Below are 18501 nucleotides of genomic sequence, written 5' to 3'. Positions count from 1 at the left end.
GGGAATCAGCGATCCTGCGTCTCGGACTTCTTCGGGTAGGCCCGAACGGTCGAGTCATCGCCGAGCACCAGCGCCTCGTTGCCTTCATCGACGACGGCCAGCAGATCGGTGTCTGTCTTGAACGCCTGCTTTCCGGCGAGCAGGCATGAGGTGTTCGTGTCCATCGTGCAGGGCACGATCGTTCCGCGCGGTTCGGAGAGATGGATGTCGCGGCTTGAGACGTCCATGAGCAGCAGACCCGACTCGAGATCGAAGAGATAGGGGCCGATATAGGCGCGCTTTCCGGCCTGTCCGCGCACCCAGGACTTCTCGCCGACGATGTCGGTCGTCGTGGTCACGGTCGAGAGGATCGACCCATCGTCGAGGGAGTGGACGACGATCTGGATCCTGTGGCCCGAGTTCGTCGAGGCCCCCTGTTCGCCCCACAGCGTGATCGCCTTGCCGTGGCCGGCCGAGATCCAGTCGATGATCTTCAGGTCGTCGCCGGGCCTTTCGAGCTTGATGCTGCGCTCGTCGCCGGTCTCGATGTTCTGCGCCGTGACCGGACCGTTCCAGTCCGAGCTGAAGAGCTCATCGTCGTCGATGGCCATCGGTGTCGACCCGGCCTGCGGGGTGGGTACGTCTTCCAGCCCATCGGCGCCGAATGTCGAGAGCTTGTTGCCCGATTTGATGAGCACGCTCTTGCCGGCCGAGGTGATGCGTGCGTTCTCCGGCAGCTGGTAGGTCTTCGGCTTCGATTTCCCGTCGAAGAGCGCCTCGGCGGTATCGCCCGACTGCCACAGCAGGGCCGGCCGTCCGTCGATGACGGTGTCGACGGCGAAGGTCGGGGACTCGTCAATCTTGGCTTTGTACCGAGACCGGCCGGTGTCTGCATCGAGGACTTCGAGGCGGTTGTCGTTGACGAGGAGGACTCCGCGATCAGAAGCCGTCACGGAGGCGCGTCTGGGGACCTCGGCTTCCCAGGCCGGGGAATTGTCGTAGCTGGGCACAACGTCTTGGGCCTTGTCGACGGAGAGTTCGGAGGCGGGGTTGACCTGCTGTTCCGAGCCGATCGTCTGCGGGGTGTCGGGGGAGTCGACGGGGACGATGTTGGGAACGACGAATGCGCCGATCATGAGGATCGCCAGACCGATGAGCACGAGCCCGGGGACGGTGATCTTCTTCAGCCGCTGCGGACGTTTACGGGCCGATCGTCTGCGCACCGGGGTCTTCTTCACCGTCGGCGTGGCCGGCGCGGCCGGTCCGGAGAACGGGGTGCCCAGCGGGTAGCTGTCACCGTTCGAGCTCTGGCCCTTTGCCTTCTGGTCGGAAGGCTCCGGATGTCCGGGCGCCTGCGCCGAACCATCCGAACCATCCGTGGACGCCGCGGCGGACGCTTCGTCCACGGCCGCCTCGGCGCCGGTGTCCTGCGTGGGGGCCGCCCCGACTTTCCCGTTCTCATCGATGCCGATCTCGGTCTTCTTCGACCCATCATCGATCGTCACGGTCAGGGGAGTCGCGGTCTCCTTGGCATAGTCGCTGAGGTAGGAGATGGCCTGCCCGGTGTCCGAATAGCGACTCGTCGCCCCGTTGAGGGTGGTGTAGGTGAACCCGTCGTCGGAGACGGAGATCAACGCACGAGGCATGTACAGGGTTCCTTGACAGTCATCGAGGGCAGGGCCGAGTCAATACTAATGAATGTCCTGGGGTGCTCCTACCCGTTTTCCGAAACCGTTATAGATCTCTACTGAATCGTTGCACGCAATGAGATCTGCGTCTCATCGGGGCTCAGGGGCGGTTCTGGTTTGCCCGGGTCAGGCGGGAGCGGTTACGATAAATCTTGCTGTCTGCGCCTTGGGGTGCAGCGCATGTGGTGGGTATAGCTCAGCTGGTAGAGCGCCGCGTTGTGGTCGCGGATGTCGCGGGTTCAAGTCCCGTTACTCACCCCGCTCGGGAAGCCCCGTGATCTGTGCGAACGGATCACGGGGCTTCTCTCATTCCCGCCGTGTGCCCACACTCGCCCCACCCCCGATCGTCGACGGTCATCGCCGCCTGACCCCCGATCGTCGACGGTCATCGTCGCCCCGCCCGCGATCATCGATAATGAGGTCATGACCACCGACTGCTCCCTGACGGTCGTCGGCAGCATCAACGCCGACATCACCGCCACGACCTCCCGACTTCCCGCCGCCGGTGAGACCGTGGGAGGCGGCCGACTGTCGCGCTCGCCCGGTGGGAAGGGCGCGAATCAGGCCGCAGCGGCCGCCCGCCTCGGTGCGCGGACCCGCATGATCGGTGCGGTCGGTCGCGACTCCGACGGCCGGGCGATGCTCGAAGCGCTCCGTGCCGCCGGCGTGCGGACCGATGACATCGCCGAGGCGACCGCCGAGACCGGGACCGCGCTCATCATGGTCGACGCCGCCGGTGAGAACCAGATCGCCGTGTGCGAAGGTGCGAATGCTTCAGTCAGCCTCGCAGGAATCGAATTCGGTGCCGACGAGGCCGTGCTCACTCAGCTCGAGATCCCCCTCGACCTCATCGTCGAACTCGCCCAGCGTGTGCCCGGGTTCCTCGCCGTCAACGCGGCTCCCGCCCGTCCTCTGCCCGCCGAGGTGGTCGATCGTGCCGATCTCATCATCGTCAACGAGACCGAATACTGCCGGCTGCCGCAGCTGCAGACCGGGCAGCTCGTGGCCGTCACCTATGGGGCGAAGGGATCGGCACTGCTGCAGAAGGGTGAGCAGATCGCCTTCGCCGAGGCGGTCGAATCGACCCCCGTGAGCGCAGTCGGCGCCGGAGACGCTTACTGCGCGGCCCTGACCATCGGCCTGATCAGCGGACTCGCGCCGGAACGCGCACTGCGGGCAGCCAACGCCGTGGGCGCGGCCGCCGTGGAGGTCGCCTCCGCCCAACCGGAGCTCGACGTGTTCGAGACGTACCTGTCCGCCGTCGACTGACCTGGCAGACTGAACTCAGACGGACCCATCCGCTGCTGCCGCCCGAGGCTCGTTGCCGCCACACAAGGTTCGCGCCATCGGCGGCCCACATCCACCCGAGGAGGACCATTGACGAACACCCCCGACGCGTCCCTGTTCACCGGGCTGAGTGCCTTCCCGCTGACGCCGCTGAAAGATGATTCCCTCGACGAGGATGCCTTCGTCGGGCTCATCGAACGCCTCGTCCTCGCCGGAGTCGACTCGATCACAGCGTTGGGTTCGACCGGTTCTTACGCGTATCTCGACACCGATGAGCGTGCCCGAGTGGCTGCGTTGACGGTCGAATCCGCTCTCGACATTCCCGTCTTCGTCGGCGTCGGGGCGCTGCGGACGAGGGATGTGCTGGCCAATGTCGCCTCGGCCGAAGCCGCCGGAGCCCACGGACTGCTGTTGGCGCCGGTGAGCTATCAGCCGCTGACCGACGACGAGGTGTTCGGCCTCTTCCGCACGGTCAACGAGTCCACCGACCTGCCCGTCGTCGTCTACGACAACCCCGGCACCACGCACTTCACGTTCACCACCGAGCTCTACGCCCGTCTGTCGGCCCTCGACGGAGTGGCCTCGATCAAGATCCCCGGAACCCCGGCCTCACCTGCCGGGTGGCAGGAGCGCATCGGTGAGATCCGGGCCGCCGTCGGCGACGAGGTCACGATCGGCGTCTCCGGCGACGCTCATGGTGCTGAGGGCCTCATCGCCGGCTGCGATGCCTGGTACACGGCCGTCGGCGGCACCATCCCCGAGCCGCTGCTCGAGATCACACGAGCCGCGGAACTCGGCAATGCGCAGCTGGCCCGCGAACTCTCCGCCGAGCTGCAGCCGCTGTGGGATCTGTTCACCGAATTCGGCGGAAGCCTGCGCGTGAGTGCCGCCGTCGCCGAACACCTCGGGCTCGTCGGTGCCGGCAGCCTTCCCCTGCCGGTCCGCGATCTCGACGCCGCAGCGAAGCGGAAAGTCGCCGAGGTGGCCGAGCGCCTCGACCTCGCCTGACCCCGAACCTCGGCTGACCCCGAACCTCGCCGAGCGCTGACGTCTCCGCCGACCGCGCACCGCACACCCTGGTACAGCGACGGCAACGTGAGCGGTCGGCGCGTCGTCGCCGGGCAGACGAGTTCACCATCAGTCCACCTGCGGTTCGGAACCGGTCCATTCCGGGTGCCTATGAATAGGTGTTTGCGGGTTCAATCGGCCCGCGACACCCAATCGAACCCGGAGAACCGATGACGATCCCACTGTCCGCGAAGTCGCTGACGGCTTCGACCGCCGCACTCCTGCTGGCCACCGGCTTCACCGTCGGCGGCACGGCGACCGGTGTGAGCACCGCCCATGCCGCAGAAGTGGACTCCCCGATCAGCTCCTCGGCCTCGGACGCGCAGATCGACATGGGTTTCCTCGGCTCCCATGAGACCGGACAGGTCGACGAATCCGCCGCTGAGATCACCGCCGTCCACGGTGACACGGTCTTCACCGTCAACGCCCAGGCCGCCACCGTCGACGTCATCGACGCCTCCGACCCGACAAACCCGACGAAGATCTCCGAGATCACCGGCACGGGAGTCGCGAACTCGATCTCCGTTCGCGAGGACGGCCTCGGCGTCATCGCCCTCGAGAACCAGGACAAGACGCAGCCGGGAACCGTGATGTTCTTCGACGCGAACGACCCCGGAGCGGACATCCTCGGCGAGGTTCCCGTCGGCTCCCTGCCCGATATGGTCACCGTCACCCCGGACGGCACTCACGCCCTGGTCGCGAACGAGGGCGAACCGGCCGATGATTTCTCGACCGACCCGGAAGGCTCGGTGTCCGTCATCGATCTCCCCGCCGAGGTGGCCGCTCCGTCGGAGACGGATGTGCACACCGCGGACTTCCACGAGTTCGAGGACGGCGGTGCGAAGACGCTGCCCGAGGATGTGCGGATCGTCGGACCCACACCCGAAGACGATCTGCCGATCTCGCGCAACCTCGAACCCGAGTACATCACGGTCGCAGGGGACAAGGCCTACGCCACCCTGCAGGAGGCGAACGCGATCGCGGTCGTCGACATCGCTGCGGCCGAGGTGGACGAGATCCTCCCACTGGGGTTGAAGGACCACGGTCAGGCCGGCAGCGGTCTCGACGCCTCCGACCGGGATCCCGAGGATGCCCCGACCGTGAACATCACCGAATACGAGGGGCTCAAGGGCGCGTACATGCCCGACACGATCTCGACGTTCACCTCCGGCGGCACCGACTACCTCGTGACCGCGAACGAGGGCGATTCGCGGGAGTGGGGTGACTTCGTCGACGCGGCCAGGGTCAAGGACCTCGGCGAAGACGGCCTCGCGCCGGTGTGCGAGACCTCGCCGCTGGCCGACAAGCTCGGCGATGAGGATCTCGGGCGACTGAAGATCGTCACCGATCTGGGCCTCAACGACGCCGGCGACTGCTACGAGGAGCTGGTGACCTTCGGTGCCCGCTCGTTCTCCGTGTGGACGACCGATGGGAAGCTCGTCGCCGATTCCGGGGACGAGTTCGAGAAGCTGACCGCCGAGGCGGTGCCCGAGTTCTTCAACTCCAACCATTCCGAGTCGAACCTCGAGGGACGCAGCGACGACAAAGGCCCCGAGCCCGAAGCGCTGACCATCGGTGAAGTGGGAGAGAGGACCTACGCGTTCGTCGGCTTCGAACGCATCGGCGGAATCGCCGCCTTCGATCTCAGCGAGCCGAGCGCACCGAAGTTCGCGACCTACTTCAACAACCGGGACTTCTCGGTCTCCGTCGAGGACGAGATCGAGGACGCCTCGGATCCGGCTGAGCTGCTCTCGAGCGCCGGAGACCTCGGGCCGGAGGGCCTCACGTTCCTCAACGCGGACGAGTCGCCGACGGGAGAGGCCGCGCTCGTCGTCGGCAACGAGGTCTCGGGCACGACGAGCCTCTCCTCGGTCGCCGATCTCGCGAACGGTGGCGACGACGGCGACGATGAGAACGCCGGCGCTGATGCTGCGGGTGCCGATGACGATGCCGGCGCTGATGCTGCGGGTGCCGATGACGATGCCGGCGCTGACCAAAACGCGGGTGCGAACGAGGATGCGGGTACCGACGACGATGCTCAGGCCGATGCCGGCAGCGAATCGGACTCCGGCCGCGAATCGGACTCGGGCAGCGAATCGGACTCGGCCGCCAACGGTACGGGCGCTGACGGGGCGGAGTCGGACAGCGACTCGAACACCGGCGCTGGCAGCGACTCAGCAGCCGGCTCGAACGCAGACGACTCCGAAGCTTCCAGCGACGCCGACGGAGATCCGCTGCCGCGTACCGGCGCCGATCTCGGTCAGTACCTCATCCTCGGCGGCATCGCCGTCGGCCTCATCGCGATCGGCACAGCGGCCTTCTTCCTCACCCGCCGCCGCAGCTGAACCCACGCCGACCGCTCACCTCAGCGTCGACCGCTCACCACAGCGCCGACCGCTCACCACAGCGTCGACCGCTCGCAGTATGCCGTGAGCGGTCGACGGCAACTCGAGCGGTCGGCGTGACCGGGCAGGCACATCAGTCGATCTGGCCGATGGGTTCGCGCTTCTCGGCCTGGAACTGGTCCTCGGCGCGTCCGCGGGCCCAGTAGGCGGAGATCGACAGCGACTCCCGCGGGACTTCGCGGTCCTTGAGGATCGTGCGGATGATCTTGATCGTCTCGCGCTCGCCGTGGGCGAAGACCTGCGGGGTGCCCGAACGCCATTCGAGCTCCTCGACCGCGGCAATGAGCTCTGCGTCCGAGTCCACCCATCTCACTTCGATGCCGGCAGGCGCTGCAGGCAGAACGCGATCGGCTTCGTCGGTGACGCACGCCAGGACGACCCCGGCGGCTCCGGCGGGCATCGCCTCGAGGGCAGAGCTCACGGCGGGGATCGCGGAATGGTCGGCGATGAGCAGGTGCCAGGCGGACTCGGCAACGGGGGCGTACTTTCCGCCTGCTCCGGAGAGGACGAGTGTGTCTCCGGGCTGCGCGTTCTTCGCCCAGGGCCCGGCGATTCCGTCATCGTCGTGGATGACGAAGTCGATGCTCAGCCACTTCTCCTCCAGGTCGATCTCCCTCACCGTGTAGGTGCGCCGGCTCGGCAGCTTCTCGGGAGACTCCTCGCGCAGCTGCGCCAGATCATAGGGTGGGACGAGCTCATGCGCCGGATCGGAGAAGAGGAGTTTGACGTACTTGTCGGTCGCATCGTTCGAGCTGATGTTGTCGAAGGTATCGCCGCCGAGGCGGAGCCGCACCAGATGCGGGCTGACCTCGGTCCTCTCGAGGACGGTGAGCACCGCCTGCCGGCGGGCAGGTCGTGCGGTGCGTTCGGGGGTGTCGGGTGCGGTCGTCACGGGCGGCCTTTCTCAAACGGGGTGCCCCTGGAAGCTCACGGTCGGGCTCTGAGTGAGGAGCCGCCTCGGCGCAGGGGTTCGGTAAGGCTCACCTTATCAAATCCTTGTCGACCGCCCGCCGTCGCGGTCAGGCGGCACTCGTCGACCGTCGGGACCCGCGGTCGGTGGGACCGGTCGACCGCCCACCGTCGCTGTCAGGTGGGCCAACCGGTCACCCGCCATCGCGGTCAGTTGGACCGGTCGGCCTTCTCCCGGCGACGATCGTCGCGGATGCGTTTGAGTCCTTTGACTGATTTGAGCGAATCGAGGATCTGCACGCCCTGAAGAGCGGAGTTCGGTCCCTTGCACTGCATCATGTCGTCGGGGTCGAGCAGGACCACACGGATCCCATCGTCCTTCATTCGTGACAGCGCCTCGGTGAGCATGCTCCGGGCGACGGAGTTGATCTCGTTGACGCGGCGCAGGTCGAGGACGAAGGTGTTCGTGGTGGAACCGGGTTCGTCCATCGCGCGCAGGACGTTCTCCGAACCGCTCCACTGGATGAGTCCCTGCAGGCTGCAGATGCGGACCATCTTGCCCTGTGCGTCGACGAAGCGGCGGTCACGGCGGATGATCGACCGTGCCGGTTCCGGCGCATCCATGATGTGCAGGCTCAGGCGGTCGGAGAGGTCCTGGAAGATCTTCGCTCCGCGGACGCTCGTGCCGTGCCTGTCCAGGCGCGGGGAGAACGTGGCGATGCCGACCTGACCGGGCATGACACCGAAGACTCCGCCGGAGACACCGCTCTTGGCGGGAATCCCGATCTCCGTCATCCAGTCGCCGGCTGCGTCGTACATGCCGCACGTCATCATGACTGCGAGCACCTGCCGGTTGACCCTGGGGGAGAGCACCCGTTCCCCGGTCAGCGGGTTGATGCCGCCGCCGGCCAGCGTCGAGGCCATGATTGCGAGGTCTTTGACGGTGACGGTGATCGCGCACTGTTCGATATAGCCGCGGACCACCTCGTCGGGGTCGTCATAGAAGATGTCGTAGGAGCGGAGCATGTTCGCAATGGCGACGTTGCGGTAGGCTTCGCGCCACTCCCCGTCGGCCACCGATTCGTCGATCGACAGCTCCCGGCCGGCGAAGCGGGAGAGGCCCGCGCGCACGATCTCGGTGCGTTCGGCCAGTCCTGCACCGGGATCGCCGAGGACGGAGTGGATTGTCATCGCCCCGGCGTTGATCATCGGGTTGAGCGGTCGGCCCGACTTCTTGTCCAGCGAGAGCTCATTGAACTTCTCACCGCTGGGTTCGACGCCGACGTGCTCGAGCACTCCGGCCAGGCCCTCCTGCTCGAGGGCGAGACCGTAGATGAAGGGCTTCGACATCGACTGGATCGAGAACTCGAAGTCGGCATCACCGGAAGTGTACTCGACGCCGTCGAGGGTGGAGATGCAGATCGCGAGCTTCTCCGGATCCGCTGAGGCAAGGTCCGGGATGTAGTCCGCATTCTCCCCGGACCGGTCCGGTCGGAATCGTTCGAGCGTCTCATCGAGGAAATCCGGGATGGGCGATCGCATGGCACCTCCTGCTGCAGTTGTAGTCGGTTGTTCCAGGACTGGCATCGCTCGTGCCTGCGCTGACACCGGCCCGATACTACGTTGGAACCATGACACGGACCAAGTTGCCCCTCCTCGTCGGCCTCGCGTTCACCGCGGTCACCGTCGTTGTCATCGGCGTGATCGTGACCGCGTTGGTGCTGCGGTCCACACCGCCCCACCACGAGACCACGAGGCTGTCCGAACATGCGCTGACCCCGCAGGAGACCATCACCGAGGTGGCCCCGCGCAGAGACGGGACCGTGCAGATTCGCCAAAGGCTGATCTTCGAAACCCCACCCGAGAACGGACAACCTGTCGGTCTGTGGATCAGTGACGCAGGGGTGGGTCAAGATCCGCAGACCGACCGCCGACTGGCGATGATGCCGACACTGTCGTCGCTGAGCGCAGTCGAGCTGAGCACAGCCGATGATTCGACTCAGGACTCACCGAAGACTCTCGGAGAGCTGAACATCGACGTCGACGAGTCGGAGCAGAAGGGCTTCGACCATCCGGCGGTGCACGTCGAAATCACCCCGCAGGATTCCGACGGACGGTCCGTGCAGTGGAGCGAAGGTCGTCATGTCATCGAGCTCGAGTATGCCCTCGATGACGTGTTCATCTCCGTGGACGGCGAGGAATTCTTCGCCGTGCCCGTCCCCGCCCTCGGCAATGGTCAGCTCGCTCAGAAGACACATACGCTCGACATCGACACCGACGGGCCCGTCTACTGTCCTGCCGACAACGTCGACTTCGACCTCGGCGACGGCTGTGACGCTGAATCATTCGCTCGGGTCGATGATGCTGATGACTCTGATACCGGCGCGCACGTGGTGTGGCGGGAGTCCGTAGCCGACAGCCGTGAAATCATCGCCTTCGCTCCTCCTGCAGGAATGACGGCGTCCCCGATCCCCGCGTCTGAAAGGTAGGGATGAGCGAGATGAAGCACAGATTCGCACGCAGTCGCGCGTTTTCCGTCACGGCGGCGCTCGCAGCGGCTGTGACGATCACGACTGTGATCGCAGCGCCCGGCGGAGTGGATGCCGCACCGAACCCGCTGCGCAGCAAGTATGTCGAGCACACGGTCAGCATCGCCGCCGACGGCAGCTACTCGGTGCGGATGGACACGAAACTCGAGCTCGTGCTCGATACGGCATGGGGGTTCGGCGGGGAAGTCCACGACGGATTCCGCCTGCCCGACACCGAGTCTCTGCTGCCTCCGTACCTGCGGGCTCAGTATTCGAATCCGCGGGGAACCATCGATTCGACCGCTGGCGAGGCGCACATCGACACAGAGCTGCATTCGGTCGATATCGACTTCTCCACGGACCGGCTCGCCGCAGGATCTCACCGAGGAATCCTCGACTACGAGGTTGCCGGAGCAGCGGTGCCGGCCGCGGACCTGAACGGAGAACAGGGCAGCGGCGTCGTCGTGTACGTTCGACCCCTGGACCGCGGAGATCTCGTCATCGAGTCAGCAGCACCGATCACCGCTGTCGACTGTGAGGTCTTCGCTCCGCGCGGCCAGTCATGCGGAGAGAAGAAGGGAGAATCCTGGACCGTGTCGGGAGAGGAGCTGCTGCGCGATCACACTGTCATCGACGCAGTCCGGATCACGATCGACGCCGACCCGACAGCAGTGCCGACGCCGGACATCGATTCCTGAGTCGGCCTCACTCACGCCTGAGTCCGGCAAGGAGTGCCTGAGAGCGGCGACGGTGGTGGGCGTTCCGGACCGTGAGGATGAGCGCGGCGAGCACGGCCGAGAGCAGTGAGGCGCTGAGAACGGCAACCTTCGCAACATCGTGTTCGACCGAACCGGCGGTGAAGCTGAGGTCGGCGACGAGGAGGGAGACGGTGAAGCCGATGCCGGCAAGCAGACCGATGCCGGTGAGGTCGGCCCAGCGCAGGCTGGGGTCCACACTTGCGGTGAACCGGGTGACCAGCCACGTGGAGGCGAGGATGCCGACCGGCTTGCCGACGATCAGTGCCGTCATGATCCCGTAGGTCAGGGGATGGGAGAACGCGGAGGCCAGACCGTGGAGTCCTCCGATATCGACACCGGCGGCGAAGAAGGCGAAGACCGGAACGGCGAATCCGGCAGACAGCGGTCGGATACGGTGCTCGAGCGCCTCGGCGAGGTCGATGGAGCGATCGTGTTCGTCACCGGTCGTGCGGGTCGAACCACGACCGACGACGGCGGGGATCATGAAGCCCAGCAGCACTCCGGCGATGGTCGCGTGGACACCGGAGGCGTGCATGAGTGCCCAGGCGACGAGGCCGAGCGGGAGGAGGACGACCCACGCGGCCCAGGCACGGTCGACGAAGACGCGACGGAACCGGTGTGCGACGAGTCCGAAGACGAGGACGACTCCGAGCGCCGTGGCAAGGGGGAGAGCCGCGATGGTCTCGGTGTAGAAGAGCGCAATGATGGTGATCGCCAGCAGGTCGTCGACCGCGGCCAGGGTGAGCAGGAAGATGCGCAGCGCCTTGGGCAGGTGGGAGCCGACGATCGCGAGGACGGCAACGGCGAAGGCGATGTCGGTCGCGGTGGGGATGGCCCAACCGCGCAGCAGCTCCGGACGGGTGAGCAGAAGGGCCGCACAGATGAGGGCGGGGACGAGGACTCCGCCGGCCGCCGCGGCGATCGGGACGACGGCGGTGCGGAGACGCCGCAGGTCACCGCGGGTGAATTCCGCTTTGAGTTCGATGCCGACGAGGAAGAAGAAGACTGCGAGCAGTCCGTCGGCGGCCCATTGTCCGATGCTCAGCCGCAGGTGCCAGGGTTCATAGCCGAATTCCCAGTCGCGGATTGCGAAGTATCCAGCCGATGCGGGGGAGTTCGCCCAGATCAGAGCGGCGGCAGCGGCGATGAGGAGCAGCGCGCCACCGACGGTGTCGCGGCGGAGTGCCCGGAACAGCTGCTGTCCCGGAATGGTCGGTGAGGCGGATCGTGAGGTGGGTGCAGAGGTAGTGGTCACAGGGATCCCGTTCGTGGTCGGCAGACAAGAGAGATCGACCCGAAGAGTGGATGTGCAGACAGCGCTCAGTTCGGCGACGCTGAGCGTCCGTGCGTGATTCGAGCGGACGTCGTCGGCTCGGCAGATGAGAACTGTCGGAGAGTCACACCAGGGGTCGGAGCGGAAGATCTCCGTGTGAGAACGGCTGTGTGCCCGACTGCATCTCGCCCCACGCGGTGATGTAGCCGTTGGTGCCCGAGTGCGGCAGAACCCACACTTTCGGGCGGAAAGCGGCGTTGCGCATGGCGGGAGTCATCCCCGACAGTGTAGCCGACCGGCAGCGCGCCGTGCCACCGAGACATAAGGCCGAGCCACCGGCCGAAGTCCTAACTGATCTGCTGCATGAGCAGGTAGCCTGAGACCAGTCCACTGCTGCACTCGAACCCTGAGCCCACCGGGCGAAAATGACACTTTGGCCCACTTATCTTCGAGAATCGGGTTCGGTTCCCCCAGGAACCCGACCGCCCAGGAACCCGACCGCCGAGGCGGCCCGCCCCGACCGTGATCGCCCGGGTTCCCCGCCGGTCACGGCAGACTGACGCCGGATCCGTGGAGGCGGACCTGCAGTCCCGCCTCGGTGGCGGTGATGTCGGTGAGTTCGAGACCGGCGGGCAGGAAGTCGAGATCGATGACGATATCGGTGATCTCCGAGGTGAGGAACCCGGGCAGGCGGTCGAGGGAGAACTCCGCCGAACCCAGCTTGATCGTCGTCGCATCGACGACGGCCCGTCTGCCGTCGGCCTTCGGGTCGATGCCCACGAGCAGATCCTGACCGAGCATCGACCCCTTGAGGTAGAGCTCACCGTCGACGGTGGTGAATGTCATGCCCTCGGGCAGGTTCGCATGCTCGGCGGCGAGTTCGTCGAGGGTCGAGTGGGGGAGCACCGCAGTGCCCTCGACGGTGCCGATCGGCTTCGACCCGCTGGTCGGAACGTCAAAGAGCTTCGCGTCGACGTCGGTGAAGTCGACGCCCTCATAGGTCGCCTCGGCGGCGGTGACATGCACCGAGTTCAGCTCTCCGGAGGCCAGCTGCGTGAGGATGGGGAAGCCTTCGACAGAGACCTCGGCGTCTCCGTAGTCAGCAAGCCCGTCGGCGATGCGCTGCTCCGTGGTGTAGTCGACGATGCGGTCGGCAGCGATGATGCCGATGATGAGGGTGAGGACGATGACGACCGCGGAGACGATGAACATCGTCCGCCGGCTGCGACGTCGAGGCTGGTCATCCGGCCGCGGGTACTGAAGGGTCTGCGCCGTGGTCATGAGCTCCATTGTTCCGCACTCGCCGGTCCATTCGCATTCGCTGGTCCGAGTGCGCTCGCCGGCTCGGCAGAGTCGAACGTCCCCGCTGCGCTCACTCGTTGAGGATGATGACGTCGAGGGTGCGCGGTCCGTGCACTCCTTCGACCCGGCTGAGCTCGATGTCGCTCGTGGCCGAGGGCCCGGAGATGAACGTCAGCGGTGCGTGCGCGTCGAGCCGAGCGATTCCCTCAGGGACGATGTCGACGATGTCGTCCGTCCGGACGATGCACACATGATGGTCGGGCACGAGCGTGATCGCCCTCCGGCCGCACTCGCCCGATCCGTCGAGGACGATGGTGCCGGTCTGCGCGATCGCCACCGCCGACGCGGTCACCACCGCCCCCTGAGCGTCGAGGTCGTCGACGCTGAGCTCCTCACCGGGAGCATCGACCCGCACATCACCGGAGTACCCCTCCAGCCAGGACGAGTCGAGACCGCGGGGGACGACGACCGAGGAGTGGTCGCCGATGAGTTCGGCGATCGTTGCGCTCGGGTCGCCGTCGGCGCGGTGGACGTTGGCTTTGTAGTCGACGAGGCGGTCGATGAGCAGCTCGACGAGGTTCTCACCAGTGTGCGTGCCCTCATGGTGGTATCCGGCATCGGCGGCCGTGGCGGCAGGCTTCGCCGAGGCGACCCCCCCGGATAGGGCATCTGCCGTGCCGCCGGTGCCCGGTACCGCTGTGCGCGGAGACGACGACACGTATTCCCCGCCGCCGCGGCGACCGAGGGCCTCACTGATGCGGGCGAGGATCTCCTCGCGGGCGGTATCGCTCATCGCTGTCCCTCCTCGTCGCGGTCGTTCGCTTCCTCTTCGGCCCACAGCTGTCGGAAGCTCTTCTCGGGCAGGGCCGGGATGTCGCGGCTCGAGGTCCAGGCGCCGGCGATTCCGGGCAGAGCGTTGATCTGCTCACCGCCGGTGACCTTGTGCGCGAGAGGCAGTCCCTTCTCCGCCGCTGCCATCCGCTTCCCGTCGCCCATCATCCACGACGCGCCGGTGAGGGCGGCGTCGAGCTGGGAGGACACAGGGGAGTGGTTGGCTTTGACATCTTCGCCCCGCAGATGGACGAGGATGTCCGGGATATTGATCTTCACAGGGCACACGTCGTAGCAGGCGCCGCACAGGCTCGACGCGTACGGCAGCGAACCGTTGCCCTGCTCTTCGACTCCCGTGAGCAGCGGGGACAGGATCGCTCCGATCGGTCCCGGATAGGTCGAGCCGTAGGCGTGGCCGCCGGTGCGTTCGTAGACGGGGCAGACGTTCATGCATGCCGAGCAGCGGATGCAGTTGAGCGCCGTACGTCCGTGCTCATCGGCCAGGGCCCGGGTGCGTCCGTTGTCGAGGAGAACGAGATGGACGTTCTGCGGACCGTCTCCCTCAGACTTCCCCGTCCAGAACGAGGTGTACGGGTTCATCCGCTCACCCGTCGACGAGCGTGGCAGCAGCTGCAGGAACACTTCGAGGTCGGCGAACCTCGGCAGCAGCTTCTCGATGCCCATGACGGTGATGAGCGTCTCCGGCAAGGTCAGGCACATGCGCCCGTTGCCCTCGGACTCGACCACTCCGAGGGTGCCGGTCTCCGCGATACCGAAGTTCGCTCCGGAGATCGCGACCTTGGTGGTGAGGAATTTGTGGCGCAGATGTCGGCGGGCCGCCTCGGCGAGGACGGCAGGTTCGTTCGTCAGTTCCCCGGCGTCGGGCATCTTGTCCATGAAGATCTCACGGATCTCATCCCGGTTGCGGTGGATGGCGGGAACGAGGATGTGGCTGGGTTTGTCCTCGCCGAGCTGGACGATGAGTTCGGCCAGATCCGTCTCGAACGCATCGATGCCCTCGGCCTCGAGGTGCTCGTTGAGACCGATCTCCTGGGTGGCCATCGACTTGACCTTGATGACCTCGCGGCGGCCGGTCTCGAGCACCGGCGCATTGTCCTCGACGAGTTCGGTGACGATGGCATTGGCCTCATCGGCGTCACGGGCCCAGTGGATGATGCCGCCGGCGGCGGTGAATGCCTCTTCGAACTGCGCGAGGTACTCGGGCAGGTTCTCCATCACTTCGTTCTTCGTGGCCTCACCGGCGTCGCGCAGGTTCTCCCAGTCGTCGAGCTCGGAGACGACCTCGGCGCGCTTCGACCGGATCGTCGAGGTGGCGTGGCCGATGTTGTTGCGCAGCTGCTGGTTGCTCAGATGCTGGTGTGAGACCTCGGGAAAGGCCTCGGCTTCGATGATGTTGCCCTGCCCGCCGGGCAGATCGCTGCGTCGCTTCGACGGCAGCAGCGGCATTCCCAGAAAGGTCATCGCAGGCTCCCTCCGCTCACTTCTGCTCCTTCGCTCGGCACCCGCAGCGGGTCCTCCCTCGTCGACGCGAGGATCCGGGCCAGATGGACCGCGGCTTGACCGACGCGGAACCCGGACTGGGTGCGGCTCGGCTCGGACGGAGAGGTGCCCCGATGACCTGGGGTGAGGTGGTCATCATCGTCGGCCCCGACGACCGTCGTCAGCGTCTCGGTCGTGTGCCCATGCTCATCGGTCGAGCTCGTCTCCTTCACATGCACGGCGGTGACGTCCGGGGCGCCGTCGAAGCTGCCGGTGCGTTCGAACCGCGACATTCCGCCGCCGATGTGCAGCAGACAGGAGACATCGCCGCCGGTGCAGACATCGGCGTCGGTCGCCTGGATCGTGCGCACCTTGTCGGCGAGCATCGCAGAGGACACCTCCGGGTTCTTCACGGAGAAGGTGCCGCCGAACCCGCAGCAGGAATCGGCCAGAGGCAGTTCGACGAAGTCGATGGCCTCGACGGACCGGACGAGGGAGGACTGCCGATCGCCGAGGCGCAGCAGCCGCATTCCGTGGCACGACGGGTGATACGTCACCCGGTGCGGGAAATAGGAACCGAGATCGGTAGCGGCATCCGTGACGCCTTGGACGTCGGTGAGGAACTGGGTGAGCTCGTAGGTGCGGCCGGCCACCTCGGCGGCCTCGGATGCCAGGGCATCATTGCCCACCCGGGTGGCGACCATCGGCTGCTGGTGGCCGAGCGAGGCCACGCAGGAGGCGGACGGGGCGACGGCGGCATCCCATTCGGTGCTCGTGAAGGCGCGGACGTGATTGGCGATGACCGGTTCGGCCTGCGCGAACTTACCGGAGTTGATGTGCATCTGCCCGCAGCACGACTGGCCTTCGGGGAAGATCACCTCATGGCCGAGTCGCCGCAGAATACTCACGGTTGCCTGCGCAACCTCGGGATACATTGCATCGACGATGCAGGTGGCGAACAGTGCGATCCTCATCTGACCTCCAAGCCGGACGCTGTGCTGATGCGGTTGGCGGGATCGACTTCCGACCGAGACGATGCCGTGGTCGCAAACGGTCCGTGTCACTCCATGCTCAGACCGTAGCACCGGGTCCTGACGCGGCAAATGTGCGCGACCGGACGGGCGCGCCGGTGCGAGGATCGACGCGGGAGTCCGGCCGCCTCGGGGGAGGGGCAAACGATTTAGGTCCTATAAGACTGTGCTAATCTCCTGCGCCGGTCGGTGCGGGCAGCGACGCACGCGCAGACCTTACGTGGGAGGGGGACCGCCCTTAGGATGACGATATGGACTCCCAGCGTACACAGAACATCAGAACGGTCTCGGCCCGCATCAACTCCTTCCACTCGTCGATCTACTTCTCACAGGCGGTCGGCGCCGAGTACGCCAAGTACGGACTCGAACCCGGTGTCGAAGGCAATATGGCTGCCCGTTCGGCGCCGCTGGGACGGGTGAATCCCGGAGTCGTGTCCGCCGCGTACTACAACTACTCCCCGAATTTCGTCGCCGGAATGCTGCCGCGCCTGTGGGAGACGGTGAGCCCGGAGCAGATGATCCAGGCCCGCTTCGACGCCGTGAGCGCGTACATGGCCGAGCTCTTCGACGATCGTGACGACATCGCCTTGCTCACCGAGGCGGCCGACCAGATGACCCAGACTCTGGCCCCCGTGCTCGCCGCCATGGACTTCTCCGGTCGCACCCTGGCCGGCGCCACCGCCGATGTCATCGGCAGCCACCAAGGGCACACCGCGTTCGAGAAGTTGTGGGACGTGGCGACCGTGGCCCGCGAATTCCGCGGGGACGGCCATGTCGCCTCCCTCGTCACCGCCGGTGTGCCCGGAATCGACGCCCTCATGCTCGACGTCGCCACCGGCGCCGGATTCCGCCCGCGGGCGGCGCAGAAGACCCGCGGCTACACGGATGAGGAATGGCAGACCGCGCAGACGAGGCTCGCCGAGGCGGGGCTGATCACCGTGGACAAGGACGACCGCGGGCATGACCTGCCCACCATCACCGAGGCGGGCCGTGACCTGAAGGAACAGGTCGAAGCCCTGACCGACGGCACTGTTGCAGCCGCGTGGTCGGTCCTCGACGATCGGACGATCGAATCGCTGCTCTCGCCGAGCCGCACCCTGATCAAGGTCATCGCCCAGTCCGGTGCCTTCCCGTCGAACATCTTCGCCCGCCCCGAGAAGAAGGCCGGCTGAGGCACGATCAGCCCTCGTCCGACCCGTTCGCCTCGGCCGGCTGAGGCGCTCAGCCCTCGTCGGACGCGTTCGCCTCGGTGAGGGTCGAAAAGCTCTCGGCCACCTCGGCGGCGATCGATTTCGCCTCATCCGAGCTCGGCCCCTCGGCGGAGAACACGGCCCTCCGGTAGTACTGGAGCTCGATGATCGAGTCGATGATGTCCCCGAGTGCGCGGTGATTGCCGTGCTTGGCCGGCGCCTGGAAGTAGACGCGCGGGAACCACTGCTTGGACAGTTCCTTGATCGAGGAGACGTCGATGATCCGGTAGTGCAGGTGCTCGACGAGTTCGGGCATCTGCTTGGTCAGGAAGACCTTGTCGGTGCCCACCGAATTCCCGCCCAGCGGAGCCTTGCCCGCCTCGGGGACATGCTTCTTCACGTATTCGAGGACCTTCGTCTGCGCCTCGGCGACGGTGGTGCCGGAGTCGAGTTCGGTGATCAGGCCCGAGGAGGTGTGCATATTCGTGACGAACTCATTCATGTTCGCCCGGGCATCCGCCGAAGGCCTGATGACGATGTCGATTCCCTCGTCGAGGGGGTTGAGCTCGAAGTCGGTGACGATCGCGGCCACCTCGATGAGTTCGTCCCGCACCTCGTCGAGGCCGGTCATTTCGCAGTCGATCCACACAATTCTGTCGTTGCTCACCCGCCCAGCTTAGGCCAGGGGCCGGTGATCGGGACATTCCGGGGCGGGCGTGTGAACGTCGACACACACTGAGCGTGCGCACAAA

At 66.2% G+C, this 18501-nt stretch carries 16 protein-coding genes and 1 tRNA gene; 7 read left to right on the top strand and 10 right to left on the bottom strand.

Going from position 1 to position 18501, the window contains the following annotated elements:
• Positions 1–5: 5 nt before the first annotated feature.
• Entirely contained in the window at positions 6–1625 is a 1620-nt protein-coding gene (locus AD89_RS0110440; protein ID WP_025778627.1) for a hypothetical protein, read from the bottom strand.
• A 227-nt stretch (positions 1626–1852) separates the two neighbouring features.
• Here AD89_RS0110440 and AD89_RS0110435 point away from each other — a divergent pair.
• The 4 genes from AD89_RS0110435 to AD89_RS18455 all read left to right on the top strand — a co-directional run bounded on the left by AD89_RS0110435 (position 1853) and on the right by AD89_RS18455 (position 6367).
• A tRNA-His gene (locus tag AD89_RS0110435) sits at positions 1853–1925 on the top strand.
• Positions 1926–2090: 165 nt separating this feature from the next.
• Positions 2091–2936: a ribokinase gene (locus AD89_RS0110430; RefSeq protein ID WP_025778626.1), complete on the top strand. Its 846-nt coding sequence runs from the start codon at positions 2091–2093 to the stop codon at positions 2934–2936.
• A gap of 108 nt (positions 2937–3044) precedes the next feature.
• Entirely contained in the window at positions 3045–3962 is a 918-nt protein-coding gene (locus AD89_RS0110425) for a dihydrodipicolinate synthase family protein (RefSeq protein WP_035320456.1), read from the top strand.
• 230 nt (positions 3963–4192) lie between these two features.
• Positions 4193–6367 (top strand): choice-of-anchor I family protein, encoded by a 2175-nt coding sequence (locus AD89_RS18455; RefSeq protein WP_025778624.1) that lies wholly within the window; start codon positions 4193–4195, stop codon positions 6365–6367.
• A 133-nt stretch (positions 6368–6500) separates the two neighbouring features.
• On the opposite strand, the gene AD89_RS0110415 is transcribed toward AD89_RS18455, so the two are convergent.
• Both AD89_RS0110415 and AD89_RS0110410 read right to left on the bottom strand, forming a co-directional pair.
• On the bottom strand, positions 6501–7319 hold the full coding sequence (locus AD89_RS0110415; RefSeq protein ID WP_025778623.1) for a siderophore-interacting protein: 819 nt from the start codon (positions 7317–7319) through the stop codon (positions 6501–6503).
• Positions 7320–7546: 227 nt separating this feature from the next.
• On the bottom strand, positions 7547–8878 hold the full coding sequence (locus AD89_RS0110410; RefSeq protein ID WP_025778622.1) for a glutaminase: 1332 nt from the start codon (positions 8876–8878) through the stop codon (positions 7547–7549).
• Between the two features lie 89 nt (positions 8879–8967).
• Between AD89_RS0110410 and AD89_RS0110405 the strand changes: the two genes are divergently transcribed.
• Together AD89_RS0110405 and AD89_RS18450 are read left to right on the top strand one after the other, a co-directional pair.
• Positions 8968–9825 (top strand): hypothetical protein, encoded by an 858-nt coding sequence (locus AD89_RS0110405; RefSeq protein WP_025778619.1) that lies wholly within the window; start codon positions 8968–8970, stop codon positions 9823–9825.
• Between the two features lie 11 nt (positions 9826–9836).
• Positions 9837–10562, top strand: a complete 726-nt coding sequence (locus AD89_RS18450; protein WP_155807411.1) for a hypothetical protein — start codon at positions 9837–9839, stop codon at positions 10560–10562.
• 7 nt (positions 10563–10569) lie between these two features.
• Here the strand turns inward: AD89_RS18450 and nhaA are convergent, their stop codons facing one another.
• The 6 genes from nhaA to AD89_RS0110375 all read right to left on the bottom strand — a co-directional run bounded on the left by nhaA (position 10570) and on the right by AD89_RS0110375 (position 16502).
• Positions 10570–11877: a Na+/H+ antiporter NhaA gene (nhaA, locus tag AD89_RS18445; RefSeq protein WP_051505210.1), complete on the bottom strand. Its 1308-nt coding sequence runs from the start codon at positions 11875–11877 to the stop codon at positions 10570–10572.
• Positions 11878–12019: 142 nt separating this feature from the next.
• Positions 12020–12172, bottom strand: a complete 153-nt coding sequence (locus AD89_RS19930; protein ID WP_155807410.1) for a hypothetical protein — start codon at positions 12170–12172, stop codon at positions 12020–12022.
• 269 nt (positions 12173–12441) lie between these two features.
• A complete protein-coding gene (locus tag AD89_RS0110390; protein WP_035320471.1) occupies positions 12442–13176 on the bottom strand; it encodes an LmeA family phospholipid-binding protein in 735 nt (244 codons plus the stop codon).
• 91 nt (positions 13177–13267) lie between these two features.
• Entirely contained in the window at positions 13268–13990 is a 723-nt protein-coding gene (locus tag AD89_RS18440) for a LutC/YkgG family protein (RefSeq protein WP_025778616.1), read from the bottom strand.
• Complete coding sequence (locus tag AD89_RS0110380; protein ID WP_231488579.1) at positions 13987–15510, bottom strand: lactate utilization protein B; 1524 nt, start codon at positions 15508–15510, stop codon at positions 13987–13989. The genes AD89_RS18440 and AD89_RS0110380 overlap by 4 nt, the downstream gene beginning before the upstream one ends.
• Positions 15507–16502 (bottom strand): (Fe-S)-binding protein, encoded by a 996-nt coding sequence (locus tag AD89_RS0110375; RefSeq protein ID WP_025778609.1) that lies wholly within the window; start codon positions 16500–16502, stop codon positions 15507–15509. Before AD89_RS0110375 ends, AD89_RS0110380 begins: the two co-directional genes overlap by 4 nt.
• 308 nt (positions 16503–16810) lie before the next feature.
• Here AD89_RS0110375 and AD89_RS0110370 point away from each other — a divergent pair, with 308 nt between their 5' ends.
• Positions 16811–17731 (top strand): SCO6745 family protein, encoded by a 921-nt coding sequence (locus tag AD89_RS0110370; RefSeq protein WP_025778602.1) that lies wholly within the window; start codon positions 16811–16813, stop codon positions 17729–17731.
• A 49-nt stretch (positions 17732–17780) separates the two neighbouring features.
• On the opposite strand, the gene orn is transcribed toward AD89_RS0110370, so the two are convergent.
• Entirely contained in the window at positions 17781–18380 is a 600-nt protein-coding gene (gene orn, locus AD89_RS0110365; protein WP_025778600.1) for an oligoribonuclease, read from the bottom strand.
• Positions 18381–18501: the final 121 nt, after the last annotated feature.

This window comes from Brevibacterium sp. VCM10 (assembly GCF_000583215.1).
Taxonomy (GTDB): Bacteria; Actinomycetota; Actinomycetes; order Actinomycetales; family Brevibacteriaceae; genus Brevibacterium; species Brevibacterium linens.
Note: the sequence above shows the minus strand (reverse complement) of the source record. Positions and strands in the feature narration are given on the sequence as shown.

Excerpts from the sequence above, each read along its gene's own strand:
- orn (WP_025778600.1), bottom strand. The coding sequence starts at position 18,380 with ATGACCGGCCTCGACGAGGTGCGGGACGAACTCATCGAGGTGGCCGCG.
- AD89_RS19930 (WP_155807410.1), bottom strand. The coding sequence starts at position 12,172 with ATGACTCCCGCCATGCGCAACGCCGCTTTCCGCCCGAAAGTGTGGGTT.
- AD89_RS18450 (WP_155807411.1), top strand. The coding sequence starts at position 9,837 with ATGAAGCACAGATTCGCACGCAGTCGCGCGTTTTCCGTCACGGCGGCG.
- AD89_RS0110410 (WP_025778622.1), bottom strand. The coding sequence starts at position 8,878 with ATGCGATCGCCCATCCCGGATTTCCTCGATGAGACGCTCGAACGATTC.
- AD89_RS0110405 (WP_025778619.1), top strand. The coding sequence starts at position 8,968 with ATGACACGGACCAAGTTGCCCCTCCTCGTCGGCCTCGCGTTCACCGCG.
- AD89_RS18440 (WP_025778616.1), bottom strand. The coding sequence starts at position 13,990 with ATGAGCGATACCGCCCGCGAGGAGATCCTCGCCCGCATCAGTGAGGCC.
- AD89_RS18455 (WP_025778624.1), top strand. The coding sequence starts at position 4,193 with ATGACGATCCCACTGTCCGCGAAGTCGCTGACGGCTTCGACCGCCGCA.
- AD89_RS0110430 (WP_025778626.1), top strand. The coding sequence starts at position 2,091 with ATGACCACCGACTGCTCCCTGACGGTCGTCGGCAGCATCAACGCCGAC.
- AD89_RS0110380 (WP_231488579.1), bottom strand. The coding sequence starts at position 15,510 with ATGACCTTTCTGGGAATGCCGCTGCTGCCGTCGAAGCGACGCAGCGAT.
- AD89_RS0110370 (WP_025778602.1), top strand. The coding sequence starts at position 16,811 with ATGGACTCCCAGCGTACACAGAACATCAGAACGGTCTCGGCCCGCATC.
- AD89_RS0110390 (WP_035320471.1), bottom strand. The coding sequence starts at position 13,176 with ATGACCACGGCGCAGACCCTTCAGTACCCGCGGCCGGATGACCAGCCT.
- AD89_RS0110440 (WP_025778627.1), bottom strand. The coding sequence starts at position 1,625 with ATGCCTCGTGCGTTGATCTCCGTCTCCGACGACGGGTTCACCTACACC.
- AD89_RS0110375 (WP_025778609.1), bottom strand. The coding sequence starts at position 16,502 with ATGAGGATCGCACTGTTCGCCACCTGCATCGTCGATGCAATGTATCCC.